Here is a 23,500-nt window from a genome sequence, read left to right on the forward strand (position 1 = left end):
GAATACCATGTTTTTCGCAACTCCGGCCCTTGATCTCCAACTTTTCCTGCTCATCAATCAGCAGTGGAGGCTGGGCATCTTCGACACCATCATGCCTATCCTGTCATCCATGGGCGTGCTGGCTCTCTGTATGGGAGCGCTCTTTTGTCTTGCCATCTGGAAAGGCGGCAAGCGCCAGATCATCTTCTTCCTGATTCTTCTGACAGGCATGGCTCTCTCCGACTTCACCACCAAAACAATGAAGGCCCAGGTCTATCGGGTCAGGCCCCTCAATACTCTGGCGGGCACCCACTACGTTGAAAACGGTGCATGGCAGACCAGGCCGACCACCTTTGTCAGGACCAAGGAACGCGGCACATCATATCCTTCGGCTCACGCTTCCACAACCATGTGCCTCGCCGTACTGGCCATACTGCTCTGGCCCATGCTGAAACTCTGGCCGCTGATCCTGCCGATGCTGGTGGGATATTCGCGGGTCTACCTCGGCAAACATTATCCGACCGACGTACTTGCCGGTTGGCTCTGCGGCCTTGTGGTCGCCGGTGTTGTCTGGCTTGTATGGAAAGAAATTGAACGACGGTACCTGCCGCCGAAACGAACTTAATCGACCGGATTCTCTGCGGCCTTGAGTTCCTTCTTGTATCGGCCATAAATTCGCAGCCCCATCCACCCCGAAAGGACAAAGAGCATAATGGACATGCCCACAGACAGGGCAACGCCCATGGTGGACTCTCTATTCATGCCCGCACCAAAAAGGGCGAAGATGAAGTTCTGCGGAACATAGCCCAAGGTGGAACCGAGAATAAACGAACTCAGCGGAATGGAACTAACCCCGGCTGCAAGGTTGGTGATCAAATTGCTGCCAAGGGGAAAAAGCCGGATGGCGAGAGACGTATTGAACGGCTCATGCTGCAGAAAGCGATTGACCTTCTCCACCTTGCTACCAAGCTTGCGCTGCACCAGCTCACGTCCACCCATACGGGCATACAGGGCTGCCAGAGCACATCCCAAGCCGGAACCGACCGTGGACAGCACTGTTCCGCTGACGACTCCGAAGGCGAACCCTCCGAGAAAGCCCACGAGCTGACGCGGCAGCCCTATGGCGGTGAAAACAGCACTGACAGCCAGAAAAATGACCACCGACAACGGACCGGTTCCAAGCACTTGATCATTAAACCACTTGGTATCGGCCAGCATGGACCCCAGGCCAACGGCCCGGGTCAGATAGACGATCGCGCCCAACCCGATCAGCATGACCAACCCCTTTGCCAGGGACTTCAAGGACTTTATGTTGGTCTCGTTACGTTCTTTGGTCATTGCTTTTTCGTTGTAAGAGGAAGTAGAGAATCATCAAGCATACCTGCCCGACAAACAACACCGGATCACGTTGCACCACGGCATACGCCAGACCGGCCAGACAAGACACCGCCAACACGACCTGTGCCGGGCGCGCAACGGGTTGTACTCCTTTCCGTCTCATTCGTAAAATGAAGAATTGAACGAAAAAAGCCCCCTGAACAACAATCACGAGGGCCAGAAGCCACCAATAGGCAGGCAGTGTCATAAACCTACTTCTGTTCCTTGACGGAGTAACCGATGTGCCGCTTTATGAGCCACCCTACCCCGATAAGATCATAAATGCCTGCCATGGCCCTGTCCAAAGTACCGTACTTGGACACACCAGCTCCGCGCTCACGGTGATTGACCTTCACTTCCTTGATCCGCGCCCCATGGGTTTTCATGAGAATGGGGAAGTAGCGATGCATGTTTTTGAACCGTGGCAGCTTGAGCAGCAGATCCGTACGCATCACCTTCAGAGAGCACCCGGTATCGTGGACGCCGTCGTCCATGAGGCTGTCGCGAATTTTGTTGGCGATCCTGGAGGAAATACGCTTTATGAAAGTGTCCTTGCGCTTTGAACGCCACCCTATCACCATCTCGCACTCATCGCCGAAGACGGCCAGCATATCAGGAATGTCGGCAGGGTCGTTCTGCAGGTCCGCATCCATGGTCACCACGATGTCGGACTGAGCCGCGTCGAACCCGGCGCAAAAGGCTGCGGACTGTCCACGGTTCTCTGCAAAGGCCACATAACGGACTTCGTCATATTCCCCGGCCAGTGCGCGTATAATATCAAGACTCTTATCGGTACTGCAATCATCCACGAACACGGCTTCCCACGGTCGGCCCGTGGAATCCGCTGCGGCCCTGATCTCATTGAAGAGGGCTTCGAGGTTGTCCTGCTCATTAAAAACCGGCAGCACCACTGTGAATTTATCTGTATTGCTCATATGGATGATGATTTACGGAATTCGGCGGAGATTGTAAATGTATAGGTGCGTATTTCACCACAATCCAGACTCCCGACTCCTCCAATTGAAAACTTTTTCATCTTTTAGGAAAATAGATGTTGACAAAAACACCACCCCCACATAGAAACAGCTCTCACGTGTCGCGGGGTGGAGCAGTACGGTAGCTCGTCGGGCTCATAACCCGAAGGTCGCAGGTTCAAATCCTGTCCCCGCTACCAAAGAAAATCAACCGGTTACATCAACATGATGTAACCGGTTTTTTCATTTGTGCCAGTCCCTTCACCACAACATCCGCCCGCCCCTGCGAGCTGTGTAAGCTGACACGTAAGTTGAGAAAACGGGACACTCTCAATGAAGTATTGGGGAGCCTGTTTATTCCTTGGTGCTGAAAAGCACCAGAATACCCCGCCCCGAGATATTCCGTCATTTCGATAATCAGTTTTTTTTACCCCAACAGTATCTCTTCCAAAAGATAGTGGGACAAAAGACAATCCGATTGCCTCCTTTTCACAGGGCGCAGTTTACATTGTGATTGAAATTGACTTTCATTATCCATTGAACTAGACACACGAAGAAATGACTCCTACCTTCGGAGAAAAAGCATGGACACCAACACCCCATCCCAAAATCACGAGTATCTTGAATTTTCATCGGAGAGTGGCGCCTCAGGGTCAAAGGCCTTCCAAACATACACGCTCCGCGAGGGGTTGGCGCTGACTCTCGCCAAACCCACGGTGCACACCCCGCTCAAGGCGAACTTTGACATTGACGAAGCGCCCATTCAATTCGGGTTCACCTATTCCGGGAAAAACAGATGCACATACTCCAACGGAAGATTGCGTAACCAGACCCATGAAATGCAAGCCGGATCCAACGGCATCTTCTATCTGCCCAAGACATGCGGTACTCTGGAACGTGCGTGCGACAATAAGCCCTGCGCCATTGGCATCCTTGTTTCACCTGAATTTCTGCGCAATCACTTTACGGAAAGCATGGACCAGTTTCCCAAGGATTTTCAGAAAACCCTGGAAGGCAGCAGCAAAAATCCTCTGACCTGGTTCGGCGCCTGCACGCCGGTCAAGCACAGCTTGCTGGCCCAGATCATTAACTGCCCATATACCGGAGGCATTCGCAGGCTCTTTCTGGAAGGCCGTGCACTGGAGCTGCTGGCCCTCCAGCTCCACGACTACATGGAATTTGACACCCGCAAGAATCCCCGACTCCCAGTTTTGAGCCCTGCGGACGTGGAACGCATCCACTGCGCCCGAGACATTCTGGTCTCGGACCTGGAAAACCCGCCGAGTATACAGGCGCTGGCAGTGCAGGTGGGGATAAATGAAAAGAAACTCAAGACTGGATTTCGCCAAGTCTACAACACGTCGGTTTTTGGGTACTTCCGCGAACATCGGATGCAGAAGGCGCACGAACTTCTGCGACAGGGCAACCTCAATGTGACGGAAGCAGCTTTTTCCGTTGGCTACCAGAGCCTGAGTCATTTCAGCCAGGCCTTCAAAGAACGGTTCGGCATCCTGCCCAAAGAGTTCCTCACCAGCCAGCGCATTCTGATCACCCCCTGAAAAGAGTCCGTTTGGCGGCAACTTTCGCCCTGCCCGGAGTAGTCGTTCCGCTTACGGCTGTGTATTGATCTTAATTATCAATTTCAATGCACAGCCTTTTCAAGTGGGAGCAACATGAAGCTTTTCAAACTCGGCCTTCTCGTCTTCACGTATACCATGCTTATCGCATTACCGATCCAAGCCGCCGACAGCGAACCGGAACAGGACACCAACAAGGACCTGATCATGGAGGAGGTCACGGTCACCGCCTCCAAGCGTGAGGGAACACTCAAGGACTTCCCCGGCAACATCTCCGTCATGGACAATATCTTCATGGAAACACGCGGGGTGAATGATCTCGGCAACCTGATGCGGTATACGCCCAACATCTATATAAAAAACACCAGCTCGGGCAGCTCCATTGTCTGCCGTGGAATCTCGACAATCGACACCTCCCTGTTCAGCCCCATGGGCCTGTATGTCGACGACGTGCCCTACCCCATGGGATACATGACCAACCAAAACCTGTTCGATGTGGAGAGGGTCGAGGTTTTACGCGGTCCCCAGGCCACCCTCTATGGCCGCAACAGCGAATCAGGCGTCACCAATATCGTACTCAAGGAGCCGGACAACGAACAACACAACAAGGTGTTGCTGGAGACGGGCACCTATCGCACAGCCCGACTGGGCTTCGCCAGCAGCGGCCCCATCACAGAGGACCTTCTTTTCTACAGAATCGCCCTGCAGGGATACACCACCAATGGATACAACGAAAACATCCTTGATGGTGACGAGGATGTAACGGGAGAAAAGACGTTTGACGGGCGCGGCACACTGCGTTGGACACCCACAAGGGACTGGGACATTTTTCTGAATATAGACGGTGCAAACCGCGACAAGGGCATAAGCGCGCTGCGGTACACGGATGGCCCAAACGCCACTGATCGATACAAGGTGACCAGCAACGAAAACGACAAGGCCTATGAACATGAACTCGGCCAGTCCGCAAAGATCAAGCATAGCTGGTCGAACGTCGAGCTGCTCTCAATCACCAGTCATCGCACCTTTGACCGCGAACATCACCTTGACTCGGACAGGACCGCGACAGCCCTGGGATACTCCGATCTCGACACGGAGATGGATAGCTGGAACCAGGAGTTCCGCCTGATTTCCACGGACAAAAGCGCCCTGAGTTGGCTGCTGGGATTAAACGGCCGATACGAAGCCATAGACGCTGGCATCGACATGACACACGTCTTGCCGGCGCTGACCTCAACGCGCTCCGGCGACAGCGAAGACGTGGGTTACGCGGGCTTCGGACAGGCGACATATGAAATTGTCCAGGGCCTGCGACTCACCGGTGGCCTGCGTTTGGACGTGTCGCACAACAACGGAAAACAGACTTACACACCCAACACGGGTGCGGTCTCCTATACCAAGGATGTGGATGCCACAGAGTGGCTGCCCATGCTTTCCCTCGCCTATGACGTCAACCCCCATATAACGGCCTATTCAACTGTATCCAAAGGTTTTCTGGCGGGCGGATTCAACTTCTACTCGGCCACGGATGAAGACAGCTTCGCCTACGACGCCGAACATGTCACCAACTACGAGATGGGCATCAAGACCAACTGGCTGGACAACACACTGAGCTTCAACACAACGATCTTCTACATGGACATCACAGATAAACAGGTTCGCGAGGAGGTTCCAGGTGGCGCGACAGGGGTCTGGAAATTCACCAACGCCGCTGAGACCCACACCGCAGGTATCGAGCTTGATGGACGATACCGCCCCATTCCCGAACTGCAGTTCATTGCAGGCTTCGGCTATGCGGATTCAGTTGTGGACAACTGGGAAACAGAGGTGGGCGGAACGCCAGTGGACTACAGCGGCAACAAAGTGCCGTGGGCGCCGGAGTTCACCTACAATTTAGGCGTTGAATACACCCACAAAAGTGGCTTTTTCGCCAATGCCGACCTTCTGGGTACCGGCGAGCAGTATTTTGACGCAGCCAACGAACTGAAAGAAGACGGATACCAGACCATCAACCTGCGCACAGGCTACCAAACCGACAATATCGAACTTTCCGTATGGTGCAGCAACCTCTTTGACGAAGCCTATGCGGTCAAACAGGTCTCCACCGCAGCCGGATACACACTACAGGAAGACGGCGCTCCCAGAACATTTGGATTCACCATCAATTGGAGGTTCTAACCATGACAAAATTACCACACCACACCGCACACGCAGGCCTCACCCCCGGCCTGGTCTTTGAACTGATGGTCGGCCCCATCCGCATGGCAGTGCTGAAAACAGCGCTGGACCTGGAAGTGGCCGACATTCTGGCCCGGGAACATGATCCCAAGGCCATCGCCAACTCCTTGAACATAGAAACCGACGAGACCAATCTCATCTACTTTCTGGATGCCATGACCGCTCTGGGCTTTGCGGAAAAACAAGACACACAGTATGCCAACACCGCTTTTGCAGAATCCTATCTGCGCAGGAACAGCCCCACCTACCTCGGTGGGCTGGTCCGCAACCTCTCTCACATGCAGCACCACAACCTGGACCGCATCCCGGAACTCATTCGTCAGGGACCTCCGCAGGTGGAGCAGCAGGACAAACTGTACGGAGAGGAAAAATGGAAGAACTCGGTCCGCCACCTCGCCAGCTACCAAAAGGCGGATATGGCCCAACGGGTGGCCGATCTGGTCGCTTCAGTACCGGAATTCCCCACCATGCAGCGTATGCTGGATCTAGGCTGCGGGCCGGGCCTCATATGCATGACCGTGGTTTCGCAACATCCGTCCATGAGCGGTGTGCTGTGCGACCTGCCCTCGGTTATGGAAGTGGCTCGGGAAGAAATCGCGTCCGCCGGTCTGGAAGAAAGAATCAGCACCATTGACGGGGACTACAACAACGTGGACTTCGGCAAAGACTATGACCTGATATGGGCCAGTCACAGCCTGTACTATGCCAAAGATCTCGATGCCATGTTCGCCAACGTGTACAACGCCCTGTCTCCGAACGGCGTCTTCATGACCCTCCACGAGGGGCTCACCAGCGAACGCACCCAACCGGCTGATCTGGTGCTTTCCCGCCTTTCACTTGCCCTGGAGGGACAGGATGTATCCTTTGAACAAGGTGAAATAGCCGCCCACCTATCCGGTGCCGGATTCGCCTCCGTGACGACCGAAATCCTGACACTGCCTCTCGGGCCCATGGATCTGATCGTTGCCCGCAAACAAGGATAACCCATGCGCACACTCCTCCTGACCGCCCTGTTCCTGACCTTCACCTGCCCACCCCTCGTTAAGGCTGCCGGTCCTTTGACCGTTTCAGGGCCACCCAGTGCGGAGAGCATCCCCCTGATTGCCATGGCTCAACCCAACCGTCCCTGGGAACAGGACTTTGAGGTACGGTTCATCCCCTGGCACTCACCGGACATGCTCCGGGCCATGGTAGCGGGGGAACAGGTAGACGCTGCCATCATCACCACGGCATCGGCATCCACCCTGCACAACAGAGGCGTCAACTGCCGGATGGTCCTGCTGTATGACTCTCCGGTCTGGATCGTATCAACGACATCCGGGCCGGACACCCTGCAATCGCTGAAAGGGACCCTGCTCTTTCCCTTTGGCCCAGGGGAAATGCCAGAGCTCTTCTACAAAGCCGCAATGGTGAACACCCCCGGCGGCATCACCACCCGCTACACGGGCGGCGCCATAGAGGCGGTCAACCTCCTGCTGGCGGGCAGGGGCGACCATGCCATGCTCAATGAACCAATCGCCTCCATTGCCGTGGAACGCTCAAAGATCATGCACGCAAAAGGCGCCCCCCTGCTGATAAAGCGCGTGAACATGTGCAGGGTCTGGGAACGCACTTTCCCAGGCCATCATCTGGCCGCGAGTTGCATGAGCTTTTTCGGAGCAAAAGCCGACGATCCCGAGCTGATGCAGGCCTTTCGCAAAGCACATGAACAGGCATGTCTATGGGTAGAGGACAATCCGGGCAAGGCCCGTGATCTGGTGCAAAAGAAACTCCCGGCCCTGGACGCATACATGGAAGCGGGCATATACGACACCGTTGAAATACACACGCTCAATGGCCAGCAAGCACAAGAAGATGCGCTATTCTATCTGAAAAAAATCAGTGAAATCTCTCCTGCCGCTGTTGGCGGCACACTGCCGGGTGAAGCCATTTTCGAGGCAAAACAATGATCAGTCCGAACACCGGCAAACTGCCACCCTTTGCCTTCCATATTCTGGGGCTCACGCTTCTGGTCCTGGGCTGGGAACTGCTGGCCCGACATTATTCCGGGTTGGTCATAGCCGCACCGGAGGAAACACTGGCCGCACTGTTCCGGTTGTCCACAAACACGACGTTTCTGGCCCGGCATTTGGAACCCACGCTGGTACGCATCAGCCTGGGGTTGTTCTTCGGCGTAGGCTGCGGAGCCGTGCTGGGCATACTGGCCGGGTTCATGGAGCCAGTGCGACTGTTGCTCTCCCCTGCACGCTGGATTCTCACGAGTATTCCCGGTGTGATCGTCGTGGTGGTCTTCATGCTCTGGTTCGGCATGGGCACCACTATGGTGGTATGCATCACCGCCACCATGATCGCCCCCATCGTCTACGTGAACACGGCCGACGGCATGATGAGTGTGGACCGCAATCTTCTGGAGATGGCCAAGGTGTATCGCCTGCCCTTGAGTATGCGCCTGATGAGGATATACGCCATGGCGCTGGCCGGCCCGCTCCTGTCCGGGGTGGTCCTCGCGACCGGAAACGGAATCCGCCTGGTAGTGCTGGCGGAAATGCTCGGTGCCAACGAAGGCATAGGGCACGCACTGGCTATCTCGCGAAGCAACCTGCAGACCGATGAACTCTATGCTCTGACTCTGCTGGCCATGTTAGTCATCGGCAGCGTGGAGGTGCTTTTACTGCGCCCGGCCCGCAAGGCCGTGCAAAGGAGGCGGGCATGAGTGCCATCATCGAAATGAAAGGGGTCCACAAACGATTCGGCAAACGTCCGGTCATCTCCGGATTCAACCTGACCGTAAAACAGGGCGAAGTGATGGGGCTGCTCGGTCCCAGCGGCATCGGCAAGTCCACGGTCCTGCGCATGATCGCCGGATTGGAAAGGCCGGACTCAGGCAGCATACGAGTCGGCACCGCACACATCGGCTACGTATTTCAAGAAGCGAGACTTCTGCCTTGGGATACCGCTTTGAACAACGTTGTCCTTCCGCTCCGCGCACTCGGACAAACACGCTGGGAGGCCACGGATCGCGCCCGGCATTTCCTGAAACAAATGGAACTTTCCGAATTCGAAAAAGTCTACCCGCATCAACTCTCCGGGGGCATGCGTCAGCGGATTGCACTTGCCCGAGCCTTTGCCATCAGTCCGGACATTCTGCTGCTGGATGAACCGTTCACAGGGCTGGACAGAGGGCTCAAGGAAACCATGAAACAACTGCTGGAATCCGCCCTGCTGGATTCCAACACGGACGTCAATGGAACGGCGGTCATTCACGTAACCCACGACCCTTCCGAGCTTCTGGACCGGACCAACCGCATCGTTCATCTGGAGCAGCAAAGCAACGCACAATGCGTCGGGGCCTGCCTTACCAAGGCCATACAGCAAGGACAGCCTTCATGACACAAACCGAATCTTTCTGGCATATTCTCGAAGGATTTCGCGATACCACCATGGGCATACAGATTCTGCTTGTCCTAGGCATGCTTGTGGTCTCCCTGCTCGTTTTCACCAAACCCGGCAAGGTCGCAGACGCTTTCACCAAACTCTTTTTGGCCGCGGCCTTCCTCTGGAACTCTGTCGCCTGCTTCCTGATCGTCTGCGGCAAAAGCCCGATAGCCAAATTCCTCGGAGGCCCCCTGTACGCGGTCATCGGCTTCCTTTTCCTTGTCGATCTCTTCATCACCCGAAAAACACATTTCACCGTGCCGCATACCCTCGGGATGCAGCTGACTACAGGCTTTTTCATCCTGTTGGCCTTTCTCTTCCCGTTTCTGGGATACTTCACAGGACATCCCATGATCGCCCTCCCCGCATATCCCTGCCCCCTCGCGGGATTCACCCTGGCTCTGCTGGCTGCGTCCGCTCCCCGGGTTGATCGGGGGATATATATTCTGACCCTCATTTGGGCCTTTGTGAATATTCCCAAAAGTTTCGGCTACATGGACTGCTATGAAGAGACGACTTTGGTCCTCACCGGATTCTACGCCCTGGGCATGCTCAAGTACCACGACGCACAACAGGAAAAACAGATACGATAAACAGGAGGAGGCCATGTACAGAGAGTCCACATACGGGATGCTGTCTAATGAATCCAAACTGCTGACGCCCTCCGGAAAAAACGTACGAACCGCCCGCGCAAAGGCTCCCAGACTCAAATGCATCGACGCGGGCAGTGATTTCTGCCCCTGCCATCTTGCAGAAGCTGGCGAATGCCTTGTCTGCTCTGTGCTCAGAGGTGAATCCGAATGCAATTGCGACTGGACCGGCACCTGCATCCTGGCCCAAAACGGCTGGCTTCTCGGCCACGGACTTCGTCGCGAAAGTCATAAGGCGGCAATCCTGTCCAGAAAAGATGTGGGCCAGGGGACTGAGATTCTGCATATTCAGACTCCACCACGGCTGGCCTCCCAGCTCACCCGGCCTGGGAGTTTTGTCTTTGTCCGCGCCAAAACCGAAGGGTGCTTCGACATTCCGCTTACAGTGCTCAAATCCTTTCCCGCCCGACAGGAGATCGTTCTGGCCTACACCCAACTCGGGCCGAAAACCAAGGCACTGGCCACCTGCAAAGACACACTTTGGTTGCGCGGCCCCTATTGGAATGGGATTCAAGGCCACCAGTTGGTTGAAGACGTACGCAATGAGCGTGTAATACTGGTCCTTTCGGGAATGGCCCAGGTCTGCGGCCCGAACATAGCACGTACGCTGATCCGCAACGGCAACAGGGTCAGTGTCATCTACGGCACCAAGGAATACCCTTTCGTGCTCCCCTTTCTCCAAGAAGTGCCTGCGGCCTATTTCATCAACCTCACGTCACGCAGCGGCTGGCAGGAAATACAAAGCCTGCTCAAACAGCTTCGCCCCTATTGCGTGTTCAGCGGCGGCAACGACGAACAGCATGCGCTCCTGAAAAAAGCCATGAGCGGCCTGCGCCTGAAACCACGCATAGCGACCTCCAGAACCCATACGATGTGCTGCGGAGAAGGCGTCTGCGGAGCATGCGTGACCACGGCAAACGGGATACAGGTCCGCACCTGCAAGGCTCGACTCGACCCCGATGAATGGCAAGGCAAAGAGGACGCAAGGATATGAGCACAATAATCATCATAGGCGGCGGATGGGCCGGGTGCGCTGCAGCGCTGGCCGCACAGCAGGGAAAAACGAAACACATCATTCTGCTGGAGCGAACCGACCTGCTCCTGGGGTGCGGACTGGCCGGGGGCATAATGCGAAATAACGGTAGGTATACCGCTGCCGAAGAGCTTCGACTGCTTGGTGCCGGAGACCTCATAGAGGCTGCGGACCGCGCTGCCACTCATGTTGCGTTCAACTTTCCCGGACATAGCCATGCCAGCCTCTACTCGACCTCAATAATGGAACCGACCGTACGGGCGTTGCTGGAAAAGCGGAACATTGATGTGCGTTCTCTCTCCCGGGTTGTGGATGTCCGATCCTCGGAAGGAGCCATACAGGCGGTCCAATTGACGGACAAATCATGGCTGGAAGGCGACGTGTTCATTGAATGCACAGGCTCGGCGGGTCCCATGGGCAACTGCGTGCGTTTTGGCAACGGCTGCGCCATGTGCATGTTGCGCTGCCCGTCCTTTGGCCCCCGAGTCAGTATCACTGCCCGTATGGGCATTACGGACTGCATGGGCATGCGCCAGGACGGAGCGGTTGGATCCCTGAGCGGTTCCTGCGAAATACGCAAGGACTCGCTCGCCACCCCCCTACAACGCGCACTCAAAAAAGACGGCGTGTCCGTGACGCCTTTGCCCGAACAACTGGTCCACCGCAGCATGCTGAAAAAAAAGTCCTGCCGTCAGTACGCGCTGCCCGACTTTGCGAATAACATCGTGCTGTTGGACACGGGTGGGCAAGCCAAAATGATGACCCCGTATTTCCCCATAGACCAGTTACGGAAAGTGCCGGGTTTTGAAAATGCGCTTTACAGTCACGGGAGCAGCATGGCCAACTCGGTGCGTTTCCTGAGTCGGGCACCCAGAAACGATTCCATGCGGGTTACCGGTGCGAAGAATCTGTTCTGCGCCGGAGAAAAGTCCGGCTTCTTCGTTGGACATACCGAGGCCATGGCCACCGGCACCCTGGCCGGTCACAATGCCGCCGCCATGGCGGACGGAGGAATAGAGGTACAATTTCCCAAGGAACTCGCCTGCGGCGATATCATTGCAGCAGAGTCTGAAGGCCTTGAACAGGAAGACGGCTTGAGTCAACGCTACACTTTTTCCGGAGGCATCTACTTTGAACGAATGCAAAAACGTGGACTGTATGTAATGGACACGGCGGAACTCCGTACCCGGATCCGCCGGCTGGGACTAACAGGCTTCTTTGCCGCCACCCGAAACAATGCGGCAGCCTAAAACCATGGAGTTATTATGGAAAACAGACCCCACGTCGCCCGGTGCTTTTTCGGTTGCAACTCGGCAGAAGGTTTCCACTCCTTCTTCAACTTTCTACCGGACATGGACAACGCAAAAATGATCATCGTCAAGGGAGGGCCGGGCACCGGAAAATCCACCTTCATCAACCATATTGGTGAAGCCTTTGCCGAACAAGGCTACGAACTGGAATACCAGCACTGCTCACTGGACCCTGAGTCCTATGACGCGGTGACCATTCCGGAGATCCGCTCTGTTGTCGTCGCCGCCACCGGGCACCACGTTTTTGACCCACGCAATCCCGGGGCCGTTGACGAGATCCTCAACCTGGGCGAATACTGGGACCTCGACGGCATCCGTCAACACCGCGAAAAGATCATTGCCATCAACGCGACCTCGGAACGCAAATTCCACAAGGTATACCGCCAGCTCAAGGCAGCCCGCCTGCTGCTGGGCAACGCCGAGAGCGTCAGCGCAGCGGCTCTCAACCCCAGACAGCTGCATGCCATGGCGCGGAGCCTTTGCGACCTGCTCCCCCCGGCGAATACTGATATGCGATACGGAGCAGAACGCCATTGCTTCATCTCCTCAATAACCCCGCTGGGGGAGGTCCATCTGGCAGCCAGCCTGCTGCGCTCCGACACCCGGGTCGTCGGGCTTGCGGGTGAGCCGGGATCAGGGCGTTCCGAACTGCTGAAACAAGTGGGCAGACACGCTCAACTGCGTGGACTGGACGTGGAATATTATCACAAACCCATTGATCCCACGTTGCTCGAACATGTCCATATTCCAAACGCAAAGCTGCTGTTCACCGTACACCCCGAGCTTATGCCCGAAGGCAACCTGAGTGATGTCTACCCCTTGAGTGAATGCGCGGCCCCTTGGATCAAAGACGAGATTGACGAAATCTCCGAGGCCAAAAATCGGTATCAGGACATTCTGGATGATGCCGTGGTCAGCTTGAAAGATGCCAAAGACACCCATTCGGCTCTGGAGCAATACTACGTTCCGCACATGGACTTCACAGGCGTGGACCGCAGATGCGAAGCCGTGGTGGAAACGCTCAATCAACATTCGACCCTTTTTGCCTAAATGCCTTTTCACGGAGGATAATCATGCCCCAACAGACACATATCAAGAAACGTATTGCCGTATTCGAATCATGGTCCAAAACATACAACCAAAGCATCGTGGACCTGATGCTCGACAAATTCGGCGTGGAATACCGCGATGCCATCCTGGGCGTCGCCCGCAAGGCAGCCCCGCATCCCGAAGAGGAGGTGCTCGATATTGCCACGGGTACGGGAACAGTGGCTCTGGCCCTGGCCGAGGAAGCCAATGCCGAATGCCGCATCATGGGTATCGACATCACCCAGTCCATGTTGGACGCGGCCCGCAGGAACGTGGACGCCTCAGGCATGGGTGATATTTTCGACTTTCAGCAGGCGTCGGCTGAAGAATTGCCCTTTACAGACAGCTCCTATGATGTCGCCACCAGCTCCCTGGCTTTACACCATACCAACGTGCCCGCGGTGCTCAAGGAGTGCCATCGGGTGCTCAGGCCCGGTGGCCGGGTGGTCATTGCCGACGTAACGGCCAACAAGACTTGGCGTAGTCCCATTGGTGTTATCTACAGACTTATGGACCAGATTTACATGCTGGGAACCGAATCCAACGATCTCTTCTGCCAGTTCCATACAAGGGAAGAATGGATGGAAATTATGCGCAATGCGGGCTTCGCCAATATCGATCACCAGTATTATACGCCCAAACACAGCTGGAGCCGAGGTATCATCATCATTTCCGGCAACAAACCTTCAGCCTGACGTCCCCCCTCACCATAACCCAAAAAGACGGCCGCACAGCTTATGCGTTGTGCGGTCGCTTTATTGATAATGAAACTCACAATCGATTAAAAAAAGTCCCTCTCGGGATAGATCATATGCGCATGACCTGGCTAGATTGACTGACTATCAACAAAAGGGGACGCCCAGAGAGTCCTGAGGAGCATACATGTTTACCCGCTGTATATTTTTGCTTTTCATGCTGCTGACACTACCGGGAGCAGCGTCGGCCGCTTCTGCCAAAGCTGTGCAGAACAAGGCCGAACAAGCCATTGCCGTGGAGGCTTCCGCTCAGAAGCAATACCTGCAATGGACCGACCGCAAGGAAACCATGGCCGCTGAAATACGCGACATGAAAGCGACCGAGTCATGGCTGGAATTCCAAAACAGGAAATACGCCAACTATGTGAAGAAACAGGAAGAGGTCATTGCGGAACTCCAACGCCGCAAGGAAGAAGCCAAACGGATTAAAATGGAACTTGAACCGGAGCTGGAAACCGTGGTGGACCGACTCGAACGGTTCGTGGCCGCAGACCTGCCCTTCCTTGTCGAAGAACGCCGCCAGAGAATACAGTTTCTACGGGATTCGCTGAACGACTACCACCTTCTGCTGAGTGAAAAACTGCGCAGGGTTTTCGAAGCGCTCCTCGTGGAAACGGAATACGGGCGCAACATAGCCACCTCCACACAAGAGCTGACCATCAACGGACAGCAGACCGTGATAACGGTGTTTCGCCTGGGCCGGACCGCACTCTTCTATCAGACCGCAGACGGGGCGGAAGTCGGATATTGGGATCGAACCTCAAAAGACTGGGTTCTCCTGAATGAAGACTACTCGCACACGTTGCGCCAAGCCAGAGACATGGCCGAACGCAAGCGAGCGGTTGAGCTGCTCGATCTCCCCATAGGAGCCTACTAAATGAAATATCTGCCATGCACGCTTTTCTTTGTTGTCGCCCTTGCGGTCTGTCCTGCCACTGCACAGGATCAGGACTGGCAAGACGCCAGCAATGCCGTGAATACCCTGCTGGCTCAAGCCATACGGGACGCTGACAAGACCAGAGCCATCATTTCAACCGAAAAAAGGGATATCTCCGCAGAAAAAGCAACCCTGCAACACCGTATCGACAGCAAACAGAAACGGTTTGACCAACTCAAAACCCACTACGAAACTCTACTGGAGCAGGAAAAGGCGCTCAAGGAGGAACTCGCGGAAAAGGCCCAGGAAATCAAGACCATCGATGGAACCATTCGAACTTCAGCCAAACAGGCACGCGACTATTTCCACGAAAGCCTGACCACCCCGGAATATCCCGAAAGAAGCGTTGTTCTGGCAGAAGTGCTGCAACCAGACACCTTCCCGGGGCTTGATGGGATACGAAACCTACTGTCCCTGCATCTAGATGAAATGAACGCTTCCGGTGAAATCAGTAAACGCAACGGCTCGTTCATCGGCAGAGATGGCATGGACAAAACCGGAGAGTTGATTCGTATTGGGACCTTTACCGCCGCCTACCGCCTGCAGGACGGCACCCTGGGCTTTCTGCGTCCCACCAGTGACGGCAACAAGCTCATGGCCGTACAGGGAGAGCCCGGCTGGTCGCTCTCCGAGCTCATGGACGACTACTTTGACGGCAAGGCCGCGGTCTTTCCCGTGGATATTTCCAACGGTGCGGCATTCACGAGGCTTGCCCAGGAACAAAAAGGTCTCTGGGAATGGCTGCGCGCCGGCGGCCTTCTGGTCTGGCCCATCATTCTCGTCGGCATCGTGGCCATAGGGATCGTTATCGAGCGGTTCAACACCCTGCGTAAAATCAGGGGCAACTCGGACCGCAACATGCAGCACATACTCCAGATGGTAGCCAAAGGAGAATGGAAAAAATGCGGCAATTTCTGTAATGCCAAATCCCAGTTCCCGACCTGTCGTATCATTGGTCACACATTGAAATATATGGGGAATACCCGCGAGATCATAGAAAACGCCTTTCAGGAAGGGCTGCTCAAGGAGCTGCCTGTACTCGAACGCTTCCTGCCCACGCTCAACGTGCTTGCGGCCGTGGCCCCCCTGTTGGGCCTGCTCGGCACGGTGACCGGCATGATCAACACATTCCAGATCATCACCCTCTATGGCACCGGCGACCCGCGCATGATGTCCGGCGGTATTTCCGAGGCGCTGGTCACCACCCAGCTGGGCCTCGCCGTGGCCGTGCCCATCATGATCCTGCACCATATGCTTGAACGCCGCGTGGACAAGATTATCGGAGACATGGAGGAAAAGGGAACCGGCTTTGCCATAGCCCTCATGAAAAAGGGACAGAACAAAAAATGGGAGAATTTTGATGCAGCAGCTTAATCTCGTAGACCGCATGCTCGAACTCTTTCAGTCAGGTGGAGAACTCATGATCCCGCTCATGGGGCTTTCCCTCATCATATGGACCCTTGCGATCGTCAAGGGAATCCGGTTCCTGCGCGAACGGCACAAGGAAACTTCTCCGCAACAATGCATGGACATGTACCGCCACAAGGCCGGGGTAAACAAAGCCGAACCAGCGCATTGGCAATGGGACATTCTCTCTCGATACATTGACGAGCGATGCGAGGACCCGGAACTGAACAGGGAGATTCTCAAATCAATCCGAGCACCGCACGAATTCAACGCCATGTGCAGCATTGGGACCATCCTGATTCTCTCGGCCGTTGCCCCGCTTCTCGGCCTGCTCGGCACGGTCACCGGCATGATCACCACCTTTGACGTGATTTCGCAATTCGGCACAGGCAATGCCCGCGCGCTGGCCTCAGGCATTTCAAAGGCGCTGATAACCACGCAAAGCGGTCTTGTGGTCGCGGTCCCCGGCCTGATTCTGGGAGGATTGCTCTTTCGCAGAGGAGAAAAACTCAAGGCCCGCATGGAACTCTTCTGCATCGGTCTGCAGGAACTGACAGACAGTCTGACGCCAGGCAGGAAATAGGCGATGAAAAGCATACGGTACACACGCAGGGGCAGAACCCGCAGGAGCGAGATCAATATGACCCCGCTCATCGACATGGTTTTCATCCTGCTCATTTTCTTCATCGTCACCACGAGCTTCGTGCGTGAGTCCGGGGTGGACGTGCAGCGGCCCTCGGCCCAGAGCGCGGAAACGAGAGAGAAGGCCAACGTCATTCTCGGGCTCACGCACGAAGGCCGGATTTTCGTGGAAGGCAGACCGCTCGACATCAGATCCGTCCGGGCCTACATGGAGCGATTTCTTGCCGAAACACCCGACGGCTCAGTCATCATCGTGGCGGACAAACAGAGCATGACCGGCGCGGCTGTTCAGGTACTGGACCAGTGCCGTCTGGCAGGCGTCAAGGATATAAGCCTCGCGGCAAGGAAACAATAATGATCCTGCGTGCCAAAGACTCAGGTGATTTTGTGGCCGCCAGCCTGACTGCGGTCATGATTGCCGGACTCATCTACGTGGGGGTGCTCTTTCTGAACACCGCCGAGCAGCCCGAGAATGTAACCACGGTGGATGGGGCCATACGCATTGCCCAACCCCGCAAGGACACCCCCATCGAACCTCTAGAACAGAAAAGATTCGACAAGCCCAGCCCGCCAGAGGCATTGCCCAGGGTATTCACCTCCAAGGCCCGGCCCGATACGGTGAAGCCACTCGTGAGCCTCGCTATTCCGAACTTTAGCTCGAACATACACCCGAGCCTGAATGAAGGCCCTGCCATGCCCGCAGGAGACTTGGGCGGCATAGGGTTCAGCATGGACGAGGTGGATGAGATTCCCCGGGTCATACGTAAAGTGCCGCCCGAATATCCCTATGGAGCCAGACGCAACCAAATAGAGGGAGAGGTGGTAATCCGTATGCTGGTTACACGGAAAGGCACGCCCACCAACATCTCCATCAACTCGTCCACTCCGCCCGAAGTGTTTGACACGGCGGCCCTGAGCGCGGCGAAACGATGGAATTTCACTCCCGGTCACTACAAGGGACAGGCAGTGGATACCTGGGTTCTTATTCCCTTCAACTTCAAGCTGACACGATGAAATACCTGCGATCATTTGCCATGGCCTTGTCCCTGTGCCTCCTCTTTGCCACAGTGTGCGCCGCCAAAATTCCTCCTGAAGCCAGACAGGCGCTCTACAAAGCGCAGATGCTCATGGACGAACAACACTACGACGCGGCCGTGGCCATGCTCCGAACATATATGAAGTCAACAACGGAAGCCCTTCACGCGCAGGTATACGTAGTCCTCGGAGGCGCGTTGTACCAAAGCGGAAAGAAAAAAGCGGCTCTCGACGTGTTCGATCAAGGACGGCATGCGTACCCGAACAACGAATTTCTGTGTTTTAATACGGGCATCACCTTCTATGCACTACACCGGTTCACCGAGGCCGGAGAATACTTTGAAAAGACCTATGCGCTCCAGCAATCAGGCAAGCCAGAGCTGCTCTTTCAGGCGGGGTCAGCCTATTACCACGGCAAGGAATACCATAAGGCGGCGCGAGTACTGCAAAGGCTCCTGACCGCAGTTGAACGCCCCCGCAAGGAGTGGGTCCGCCTTGCCATACATGCTCTGATAGACAGCAGGCAATTCTCAACAGCCGCCCCCTTGCTCATGAGCTATCTGAACAGAAACCCCGAAGACGCGGAGTACTGGAAGCTGCTGGCAAGTCTGCATCTGGATCAAGAAGCATTCGTACAAGCAGGAGCCGCTCTGGAAATCAGCCTTCGGCTGGGAAAATCTTCTCCGCAGGAGCTGGAGCAATTGGCCTCCCTGTATGCCTACCAGCAGGCACCGCTTTTGGCAGCCACTGTCCTGGCCAGAGCATACGGCCCCTCACCCGATCAGGGGCAGGCGCTCAAGATTGCAGCCATGTATGCTGTCGGGGGCAGGACAACACAGGCGGTTGCCTATCTGGATCAATACGGCAAAAACGATTCAGCGCAGTTGGAAAAAGGGAAAGTCCTCTATCATGCTCGTAAATTCAAACAGGCTGAGACCGTTTTTCAGGCTTTGGCTGAACAGAAAGGCAATGCGGAAGCTCGCTTCTTCCTGGCCCTGTGCGCATGGGAGCGCAAGGACTGGAAACACGCCAGAAGTGAGCTGACTCGAATTGCGGGAGTCAGGAAATACCGAAGCCGGGCACAAGGCTATCTGGCGGTGCTCAAAGACCTGGAAACAGCCAGGATGGAAGCGGATAATTAAGCCTTGCTCAGCATTCAAGGGCACACTTCGCACACCCAGTTGACCCCACTCAACTTTCGGTACCATCCTTTTCATTGAGGACCGCACAGTTCAACGGGATACTGAAGGCAAAGACGCTCCCGCGATCCTCTCTCGGTTCATGCCAGAGTTTACCGCTATGGTGCTCAACTATCTCCTTGCAGATAGGAAGGCCCAGACCGGTTCCTTTGGGCTTGTCCGTGAGCGTGTTGCCCAGTTGCTTGAACTTGTCGAAGATGACGTCCACCTGGTCTTTCGGCACACCTATGCCGTCATCTATGACCCGAACAATGACGTTCAGCCCCTCTACGCGGACCTGACAAATGACGCTCCCGGACTCGGTGAATTTGGCGGCATTGGAAAGCAGGTTGATACAGACCTGTACAAGACGGTCCTGATCGCCCGAGATTGTCGGCAGATCGTCAGCGACATCCGATTCAAGCTCCAATCCCTTGGAATCAAAAAGCACTTTGGTCGAGGCGATACTCCGCTCAACCACACTTCTGACAGACACCGGCACAAAATCCCATTCAAAAAATCCGGCTTCGAGTTTGGCCAAATCAAGAACATTGTTGATAAGCTCTGCGAGCCTGTCGCCCTCGGAGATAATAACTTTTGAATTCTTTTCTATCCGATGCAACCGCTTGTATTCATTGGTCACAAGTGTATTTTCACTGTGAATCAAGTGGTCGACATTCTTGCGAATCAACTTGGTAAAACCGAGAATGGACGTCAGCGGTGTCCGCAGTTCATGGGAGACCATGGACAGAAAGTTTGATTTCATTGAACTGAGCTGTTCCGCTTTTTCCTTGGCCTCCTCCAGCGCCTCGTTTGCCCGTTTGCGCTCGGTGATATCAACTGAAATGCCTTCAACATACCGTTCTTCATCATTGCCGACGATCCAATAGCAGGACGTCTGTAAAACACGGGGCTTTCCGTCTGTATGTTTTACAAGGTACTCAAAATTTCGAACAATACCTTTTTCTTGCAGCAGTTTGACCAACTCTTTTCTGCGCTGTGGATCCACATACAATTCCTCGCCCACATTGGAGACCTTCTGGATCATCTCTTCAGAGGAACTGAAACCAAACAGCCCGGCAAAGGCCGGGTTGGCATGCACCAGCTCTCCTTCTGCAGTGGTGCGAAAAATCCCTTCGGTCGCGTTCTCGAAAAAGCTACGATAATTTTCTTCGGCCTGTCGCAGGTTCGTAATGAGCTTCTGCATGTCATCCGACATCTCATTGAACGTCTCAGCAAGTTCCCCCAATTCGTCACGAGATTGAATATCCAGTCGATAATCCAGTTGCCCATTTTGAAACGACCGAATTCCCTTGACCATATCCGTGATCTTCTTGGTCAGGGTTGACGCCATCCATATGGCAATCAGAATCACCAAAAACACCATGAAAGCCGTTGATACCGTGATTTCCTTCGTTGTCTTGGCAAGGGATTGATCAAGATTCTCGCGTGTTTCGATATTCTGCTCTTCCAGCGTTTTTTCAAAATCGGCAGCCATGGAAGAGATCTTTTTACCTGTTTCTGTGGCGGCCTTGTGGAACTCGTGAACATTGGCACCGATTGTCACAAATCCAAATCCCCGAGGTCCGTCGTATATCCCAGTATGATACGGTATGGCAGCAGCGGTGGTCAGCTTCCACAACCCACTCCAAAAAATCACGAACGATCCGGAACCGCCATTATGCGTCAAGGTGTGCCACCCCTCACACTGCGGCGCAAAATTGAGATACCGACAATCAAGCCCCAGATATCCGGCCTTTGTCAGCTTGGCCGAAGGCTTCTTTTTCAAGGACTGAGATTGAAATATCGGAGCGGTCTCCTCCCATTCCGCCATGGAAAGACCGCTGTTTACATACTCCTTGAATATACTGTCCTCCATCCACGGCACAGCCGGGCGCCCCGTTTCCGGGTCATACCCTGTAATGAAATAATCTCTGGGGTGTGAAATATTCCGATCCTTATAGTCCCACATGAAGGCATAGTTCCCGGAGCCTGCATCGGAAATGGAAGAATATCGCTCATCAGTAGGAACAATGTGATCAGTGAACTCCATGACATGGGTATGATCCAATGCCAGCGTAACCCACCCTACGATCGTATTTTTTCGCACCACGGGTGAGGCCCAACGGATCAACCCCTGAAACCTTTTTCCTACAGGATTCTCCTTACCGGCATAGGCCGCGTCTTCCGGCTTGAACGGTATACCTTTTTCCAGTGCTCTCTGCTCGGTGTACGAGCCGATAATCGGGCTTTTGAGATAGGGCCCTATGACTTCGGAAACGTAGATGTCCCCTTGAGACAGTTTTTTCAACTCAGGGTAATACCTTTCCGCCTTGCAATAGGTATTTGTCGGATCAACAACATTTTTCTTCTCGTCGGATAGAAGGCTGGAGGTCGTGATTTTGATCCGCTCATTACCTTCGAGGTCAATGAACGTCATCTCCAGATACAGCGGCTTGGCATGGCGAATACCGGGGCTCTCCGGCCGCCGGTAATGAAAATCCTTCGCATTATCGGCATTCTTGGCGACAACGGCGACAGAATCATCCCCCCCTGCATCTGCCGGATGCCACGCATCCCCGGCCTCATTCAGAACCCAGGGGCCATGATCCACGACATCCCGTTTCATCGAATCCAGAAAATTTCTGTAATTCTGGCTGCTAGGCTCCATGGTAGATGCTAACCGGATATCATCATCGCGTGAATAGAGAAACAATGCCACGGCCTGCGCTGTATCCGTGGTCAACCGTTCTATACCTTCACGGGACTTGAGATCGAGGGACCGAATGGAACTGTCCACAGCCAGATCACTCACATCACCTATAACGTTTTTCGTATCACCTGACAGTTTGGCGATTTTCTCCTGAACACTCTCACCCAAAACACTGATGCCGCTCCACGCCACCCAGGCAAGGGCGATGAGAGGCAATACCTTGATAAAGATAAATATGGTTATGAGTTTGAATCGTATACCCAAAGGGCGCTTGCGTTTCATGCTTTTCTCTAATGATTATAGAACATATTCCTGTAATGAACGAAGGTAGGGATACCCAAGGAGGAGTAAGACTCGCAAGATAAAAAATGCCTGAAACAATAGCATTAATAAATTATAACATGATTATTTATAGATAATATCTCTCACTTATTCCCTATAGTATTCGATGGAGAAAGGGACGGATGAGCGGCTGAACAAGAACCGAATCACCGATAACAGCCCAGCCTCATTGTCATGAAACGAACTCGGCTACCAACCGATAAACATATGTTCACACCTTCCTGTTTCCTGCTCTAAATCACCACAGCAAAGACAGTTGTATGGCCCTTGGACGAATGGTATAGGGCTGCTCAACACAACTTCGCGATGTACGCACAAAAGAGTAAAAGGATACGAACGAATGACACCGGCAATAAACAAGGCGAAACAGGCCAAAATCAATTTTTCCATACATGAGTACAACCATGATCCTTCGGCTGCATCCTATGGCGAGGAAGCGGCAGACAAGATGGGAACCGATCCGAACCAGGTGTTCAAAACTCTAGTGGTCGATGGTGGGAACAAGAAATTGATCGTCGCGATAGTACCTGTCTCCCGGCACCTCGACCTGAAGGCATTGGCCAAAGCGGTCGGCATAAAGAAACTGGCCATGGCCGATGCAAAAAACGTCGAACGGACAACAGGATATGTGTTGGGTGGAGTCAGCCCGCTTGGACAGAAAAAAGCACTCCAGACAGTCATTGCGGATTCAGCAGAAAATTTCCCGACTATTTATGTGAGTGCCGGACGGCGGGGACTGGAGATCGAACTCGCCCCCAAAGACCTTGCCATGTTGACACACGGCACATTTGCCTCCATCGAGAAAGCCTGACATCTCGTAGTATCGAAT

23 protein-coding genes and 1 tRNA gene are annotated in these 23,500 nt (G+C 54.5%); 20 read left to right on the forward strand and 4 right to left on the reverse strand.

Going from position 1 to position 23,500, the window contains the following annotated elements:
- Window positions 1-7: 7 nt before the first annotated feature.
- A complete protein-coding gene (locus SRBAKS_RS04400; RefSeq protein WP_229594052.1) occupies window positions 8-604 on the forward strand; it encodes a phosphatase PAP2 family protein in 597 nt (198 codons plus the stop codon).
- Here the strand turns inward: SRBAKS_RS04400 and SRBAKS_RS04405 are convergent.
- Genes SRBAKS_RS04405 through SRBAKS_RS04415 form a run of 3 tightly spaced genes read right to left on the reverse strand, consistent with a single transcriptional unit; the run spans window position 601 to window position 2,291 of the window.
- Window positions 601-1,317 (reverse strand): TVP38/TMEM64 family protein, encoded by a 717-nt coding sequence (locus SRBAKS_RS04405; RefSeq protein ID WP_229594054.1) that lies wholly within the window; start codon window positions 1,315-1,317, stop codon window positions 601-603. The two genes, SRBAKS_RS04400 and SRBAKS_RS04405, sit on opposite strands and share 4 nt — an antisense overlap.
- On the reverse strand, window positions 1,301-1,564 hold the full coding sequence (locus tag SRBAKS_RS04410; protein WP_229594056.1) for a lipid A biosynthesis domain-containing protein: 264 nt from the start codon (window positions 1,562-1,564) through the stop codon (window positions 1,301-1,303). Before SRBAKS_RS04410 ends, SRBAKS_RS04405 begins: the two co-directional genes overlap by 17 nt.
- Before the next feature lie 4 nt (window positions 1,565-1,568).
- The gene (locus SRBAKS_RS04415) at window positions 1,569-2,291 is read right to left on the reverse strand and encodes a glycosyltransferase family 2 protein (protein WP_229594058.1); all 723 of its coding nucleotides are present in this window, start codon (window positions 2,289-2,291) and stop codon (window positions 1,569-1,571) included.
- A gap of 162 nt (window positions 2,292-2,453) precedes the next feature.
- Between SRBAKS_RS04415 and SRBAKS_RS04420 the strand changes: the two genes are divergently transcribed.
- The 18 genes from SRBAKS_RS04420 (at window position 2,454) to SRBAKS_RS04505 (ending at window position 19,580) form a co-directional block, all read left to right on the forward strand.
- Window positions 2,454-2,530 (forward strand) — tRNA-Met (locus SRBAKS_RS04420).
- A 384-nt stretch (window positions 2,531-2,914) separates the two neighbouring features.
- Window positions 2,915-3,889, forward strand: coding sequence for a helix-turn-helix transcriptional regulator (locus SRBAKS_RS04425; protein ID WP_229594060.1), 975 nt, complete (start codon window positions 2,915-2,917; stop codon window positions 3,887-3,889).
- A gap of 114 nt (window positions 3,890-4,003) precedes the next feature.
- Window positions 4,004-6,085, forward strand: coding sequence for a TonB-dependent receptor (locus tag SRBAKS_RS04430; protein ID WP_229594062.1), 2,082 nt, complete (start codon window positions 4,004-4,006; stop codon window positions 6,083-6,085).
- Between the two features lie 2 nt (window positions 6,086-6,087).
- Entirely contained in the window at window positions 6,088-7,128 is a 1,041-nt protein-coding gene (locus SRBAKS_RS04435; RefSeq protein ID WP_229594064.1) for a methyltransferase, read from the forward strand.
- Window positions 7,129-7,131: 3 nt separating this feature from the next.
- Complete coding sequence (locus SRBAKS_RS04440) at window positions 7,132-8,094, forward strand: ABC transporter substrate-binding protein (RefSeq protein WP_229594066.1); 963 nt, start codon at window positions 7,132-7,134, stop codon at window positions 8,092-8,094.
- Window positions 8,091-8,858, forward strand: a complete 768-nt coding sequence (locus SRBAKS_RS04445; RefSeq protein WP_229594068.1) for an ABC transporter permease — start codon at window positions 8,091-8,093, stop codon at window positions 8,856-8,858. Before SRBAKS_RS04440 ends, SRBAKS_RS04445 begins: the two co-directional genes overlap by 4 nt.
- Window positions 8,855-9,535 carry an ABC transporter ATP-binding protein gene (locus tag SRBAKS_RS04450; protein ID WP_229594070.1) on the forward strand — a complete coding sequence of 227 codons (681 nt, stop codon included), beginning with the start codon at window positions 8,855-8,857 and terminating at the stop codon, window positions 9,533-9,535. The genes SRBAKS_RS04445 and SRBAKS_RS04450 overlap by 4 nt, the downstream gene beginning before the upstream one ends.
- The gene (locus tag SRBAKS_RS04455) at window positions 9,532-10,173 is read left to right on the forward strand and encodes a DUF6064 family protein (RefSeq protein WP_229594072.1); all 642 of its coding nucleotides are present in this window, start codon (window positions 9,532-9,534) and stop codon (window positions 10,171-10,173) included. The genes SRBAKS_RS04450 and SRBAKS_RS04455 overlap by 4 nt, the downstream gene beginning before the upstream one ends.
- A gap of 13 nt (window positions 10,174-10,186) precedes the next feature.
- A complete protein-coding gene (locus SRBAKS_RS04460) occupies window positions 10,187-11,224 on the forward strand; it encodes a sulfide/dihydroorotate dehydrogenase-like FAD/NAD-binding protein (protein ID WP_229594074.1) in 1,038 nt (345 codons plus the stop codon).
- Window positions 11,221-12,513: an FAD-dependent oxidoreductase gene (locus SRBAKS_RS04465; protein WP_229594076.1), complete on the forward strand. Its 1,293-nt coding sequence runs from the start codon at window positions 11,221-11,223 to the stop codon at window positions 12,511-12,513. The genes SRBAKS_RS04460 and SRBAKS_RS04465 overlap by 4 nt, the downstream gene beginning before the upstream one ends.
- Window positions 12,514-12,528: 15 nt before the next feature.
- Window positions 12,529-13,623: a hypothetical protein gene (locus tag SRBAKS_RS04470; protein ID WP_229594078.1), complete on the forward strand. Its 1,095-nt coding sequence runs from the start codon at window positions 12,529-12,531 to the stop codon at window positions 13,621-13,623.
- Between the two features lie 23 nt (window positions 13,624-13,646).
- A complete protein-coding gene (locus tag SRBAKS_RS04475) occupies window positions 13,647-14,357 on the forward strand; it encodes a class I SAM-dependent methyltransferase (protein ID WP_229594080.1) in 711 nt (236 codons plus the stop codon).
- Window positions 14,358-14,544: 187 nt separating this feature from the next.
- Window positions 14,545-15,294 carry a DUF3450 domain-containing protein gene (locus SRBAKS_RS04480; RefSeq protein ID WP_229594082.1) on the forward strand — a complete coding sequence of 250 codons (750 nt, stop codon included), beginning with the start codon at window positions 14,545-14,547 and terminating at the stop codon, window positions 15,292-15,294.
- A complete protein-coding gene (locus SRBAKS_RS04485; protein WP_229594084.1) occupies window positions 15,295-16,728 on the forward strand; it encodes a MotA/TolQ/ExbB proton channel family protein in 1,434 nt (477 codons plus the stop codon).
- Entirely contained in the window at window positions 16,715-17,344 is a 630-nt protein-coding gene (locus SRBAKS_RS04490) for a MotA/TolQ/ExbB proton channel family protein (protein ID WP_229594086.1), read from the forward strand. The genes SRBAKS_RS04485 and SRBAKS_RS04490 overlap by 14 nt, the downstream gene beginning before the upstream one ends.
- 3 nt (window positions 17,345-17,347) lie before the next feature.
- Entirely contained in the window at window positions 17,348-17,758 is a 411-nt protein-coding gene (locus tag SRBAKS_RS04495) for an ExbD/TolR family protein (protein ID WP_229594088.1), read from the forward strand.
- The gene (locus tag SRBAKS_RS04500) at window positions 17,758-18,417 is read left to right on the forward strand and encodes an energy transducer TonB (protein ID WP_229594090.1); all 660 of its coding nucleotides are present in this window, start codon (window positions 17,758-17,760) and stop codon (window positions 18,415-18,417) included. Before SRBAKS_RS04495 ends, SRBAKS_RS04500 begins: the two co-directional genes overlap by 1 nt.
- Window positions 18,414-19,580, forward strand: coding sequence for a tetratricopeptide repeat protein (locus SRBAKS_RS04505; protein ID WP_229594092.1), 1,167 nt, complete (start codon window positions 18,414-18,416; stop codon window positions 19,578-19,580). Before SRBAKS_RS04500 ends, SRBAKS_RS04505 begins: the two co-directional genes overlap by 4 nt.
- A gap of 49 nt (window positions 19,581-19,629) precedes the next feature.
- On the opposite strand, the gene SRBAKS_RS04510 is transcribed toward SRBAKS_RS04505, so the two are convergent.
- The gene (locus SRBAKS_RS04510) at window positions 19,630-22,611 is read right to left on the reverse strand and encodes an ATP-binding protein (protein ID WP_229594094.1); all 2,982 of its coding nucleotides are present in this window, start codon (window positions 22,609-22,611) and stop codon (window positions 19,630-19,632) included.
- Between the two features lie 400 nt (window positions 22,612-23,011).
- Here SRBAKS_RS04510 and ybaK point away from each other — a divergent pair, with 400 nt between their 5' ends.
- Window positions 23,012-23,482, forward strand: coding sequence for a Cys-tRNA(Pro) deacylase (gene ybaK, locus SRBAKS_RS04515; protein WP_229594096.1), 471 nt, complete (start codon window positions 23,012-23,014; stop codon window positions 23,480-23,482).
- Window positions 23,483-23,500: the final 18 nt, after the last annotated feature.

The organism is Pseudodesulfovibrio sediminis (assembly GCF_020886695.1).
GTDB lineage: Bacteria > Desulfobacterota > Desulfovibrionia > Desulfovibrionales > Desulfovibrionaceae > Pseudodesulfovibrio > Pseudodesulfovibrio sediminis.

Excerpts from the sequence above, each read along its gene's own strand:
- SRBAKS_RS04475 (WP_229594080.1), top strand. The coding sequence starts at position 13,647 with ATGCCCCAACAGACACATATCAAGAAACGTATTGCCGTATTCGAATCA.
- SRBAKS_RS04445 (WP_229594068.1), top strand. The coding sequence starts at position 8,091 with ATGATCAGTCCGAACACCGGCAAACTGCCACCCTTTGCCTTCCATATT.
- SRBAKS_RS04500 (WP_229594090.1), top strand. The coding sequence starts at position 17,758 with ATGATCCTGCGTGCCAAAGACTCAGGTGATTTTGTGGCCGCCAGCCTG.
- SRBAKS_RS04485 (WP_229594084.1), top strand. The coding sequence starts at position 15,295 with ATGAAATATCTGCCATGCACGCTTTTCTTTGTTGTCGCCCTTGCGGTC.
- SRBAKS_RS04405 (WP_229594054.1), bottom strand. The coding sequence starts at position 1,317 with ATGACCAAAGAACGTAACGAGACCAACATAAAGTCCTTGAAGTCCCTG.
- SRBAKS_RS04470 (WP_229594078.1), top strand. The coding sequence starts at position 12,529 with ATGGAAAACAGACCCCACGTCGCCCGGTGCTTTTTCGGTTGCAACTCG.
- SRBAKS_RS04460 (WP_229594074.1), top strand. The coding sequence starts at position 10,187 with ATGTACAGAGAGTCCACATACGGGATGCTGTCTAATGAATCCAAACTG.
- SRBAKS_RS04465 (WP_229594076.1), top strand. The coding sequence starts at position 11,221 with ATGAGCACAATAATCATCATAGGCGGCGGATGGGCCGGGTGCGCTGCA.
- SRBAKS_RS04430 (WP_229594062.1), top strand. The coding sequence starts at position 4,004 with ATGAAGCTTTTCAAACTCGGCCTTCTCGTCTTCACGTATACCATGCTT.
- SRBAKS_RS04435 (WP_229594064.1), top strand. The coding sequence starts at position 6,088 with ATGACAAAATTACCACACCACACCGCACACGCAGGCCTCACCCCCGGC.
- SRBAKS_RS04425 (WP_229594060.1), top strand. The coding sequence starts at position 2,915 with ATGGACACCAACACCCCATCCCAAAATCACGAGTATCTTGAATTTTCA.
- SRBAKS_RS04400 (WP_229594052.1), top strand. The coding sequence starts at position 8 with ATGTTTTTCGCAACTCCGGCCCTTGATCTCCAACTTTTCCTGCTCATC.
- SRBAKS_RS04510 (WP_229594094.1), bottom strand. The coding sequence starts at position 22,611 with ATGAAACGCAAGCGCCCTTTGGGTATACGATTCAAACTCATAACCATA.
- SRBAKS_RS04415 (WP_229594058.1), bottom strand. The coding sequence starts at position 2,291 with ATGAGCAATACAGATAAATTCACAGTGGTGCTGCCGGTTTTTAATGAG.
- SRBAKS_RS04490 (WP_229594086.1), top strand. The coding sequence starts at position 16,715 with ATGCAGCAGCTTAATCTCGTAGACCGCATGCTCGAACTCTTTCAGTCA.
- SRBAKS_RS04495 (WP_229594088.1), top strand. The coding sequence starts at position 17,348 with ATGAAAAGCATACGGTACACACGCAGGGGCAGAACCCGCAGGAGCGAG.
- SRBAKS_RS04410 (WP_229594056.1), bottom strand. The coding sequence starts at position 1,564 with ATGACACTGCCTGCCTATTGGTGGCTTCTGGCCCTCGTGATTGTTGTT.
- SRBAKS_RS04450 (WP_229594070.1), top strand. The coding sequence starts at position 8,855 with ATGAGTGCCATCATCGAAATGAAAGGGGTCCACAAACGATTCGGCAAA.
- SRBAKS_RS04480 (WP_229594082.1), top strand. The coding sequence starts at position 14,545 with ATGTTTACCCGCTGTATATTTTTGCTTTTCATGCTGCTGACACTACCG.
- SRBAKS_RS04440 (WP_229594066.1), top strand. The coding sequence starts at position 7,132 with ATGCGCACACTCCTCCTGACCGCCCTGTTCCTGACCTTCACCTGCCCA.
- SRBAKS_RS04455 (WP_229594072.1), top strand. The coding sequence starts at position 9,532 with ATGACACAAACCGAATCTTTCTGGCATATTCTCGAAGGATTTCGCGAT.
- ybaK (WP_229594096.1), top strand. The coding sequence starts at position 23,012 with ATGACACCGGCAATAAACAAGGCGAAACAGGCCAAAATCAATTTTTCC.
- SRBAKS_RS04505 (WP_229594092.1), top strand. The coding sequence starts at position 18,414 with ATGAAATACCTGCGATCATTTGCCATGGCCTTGTCCCTGTGCCTCCTC.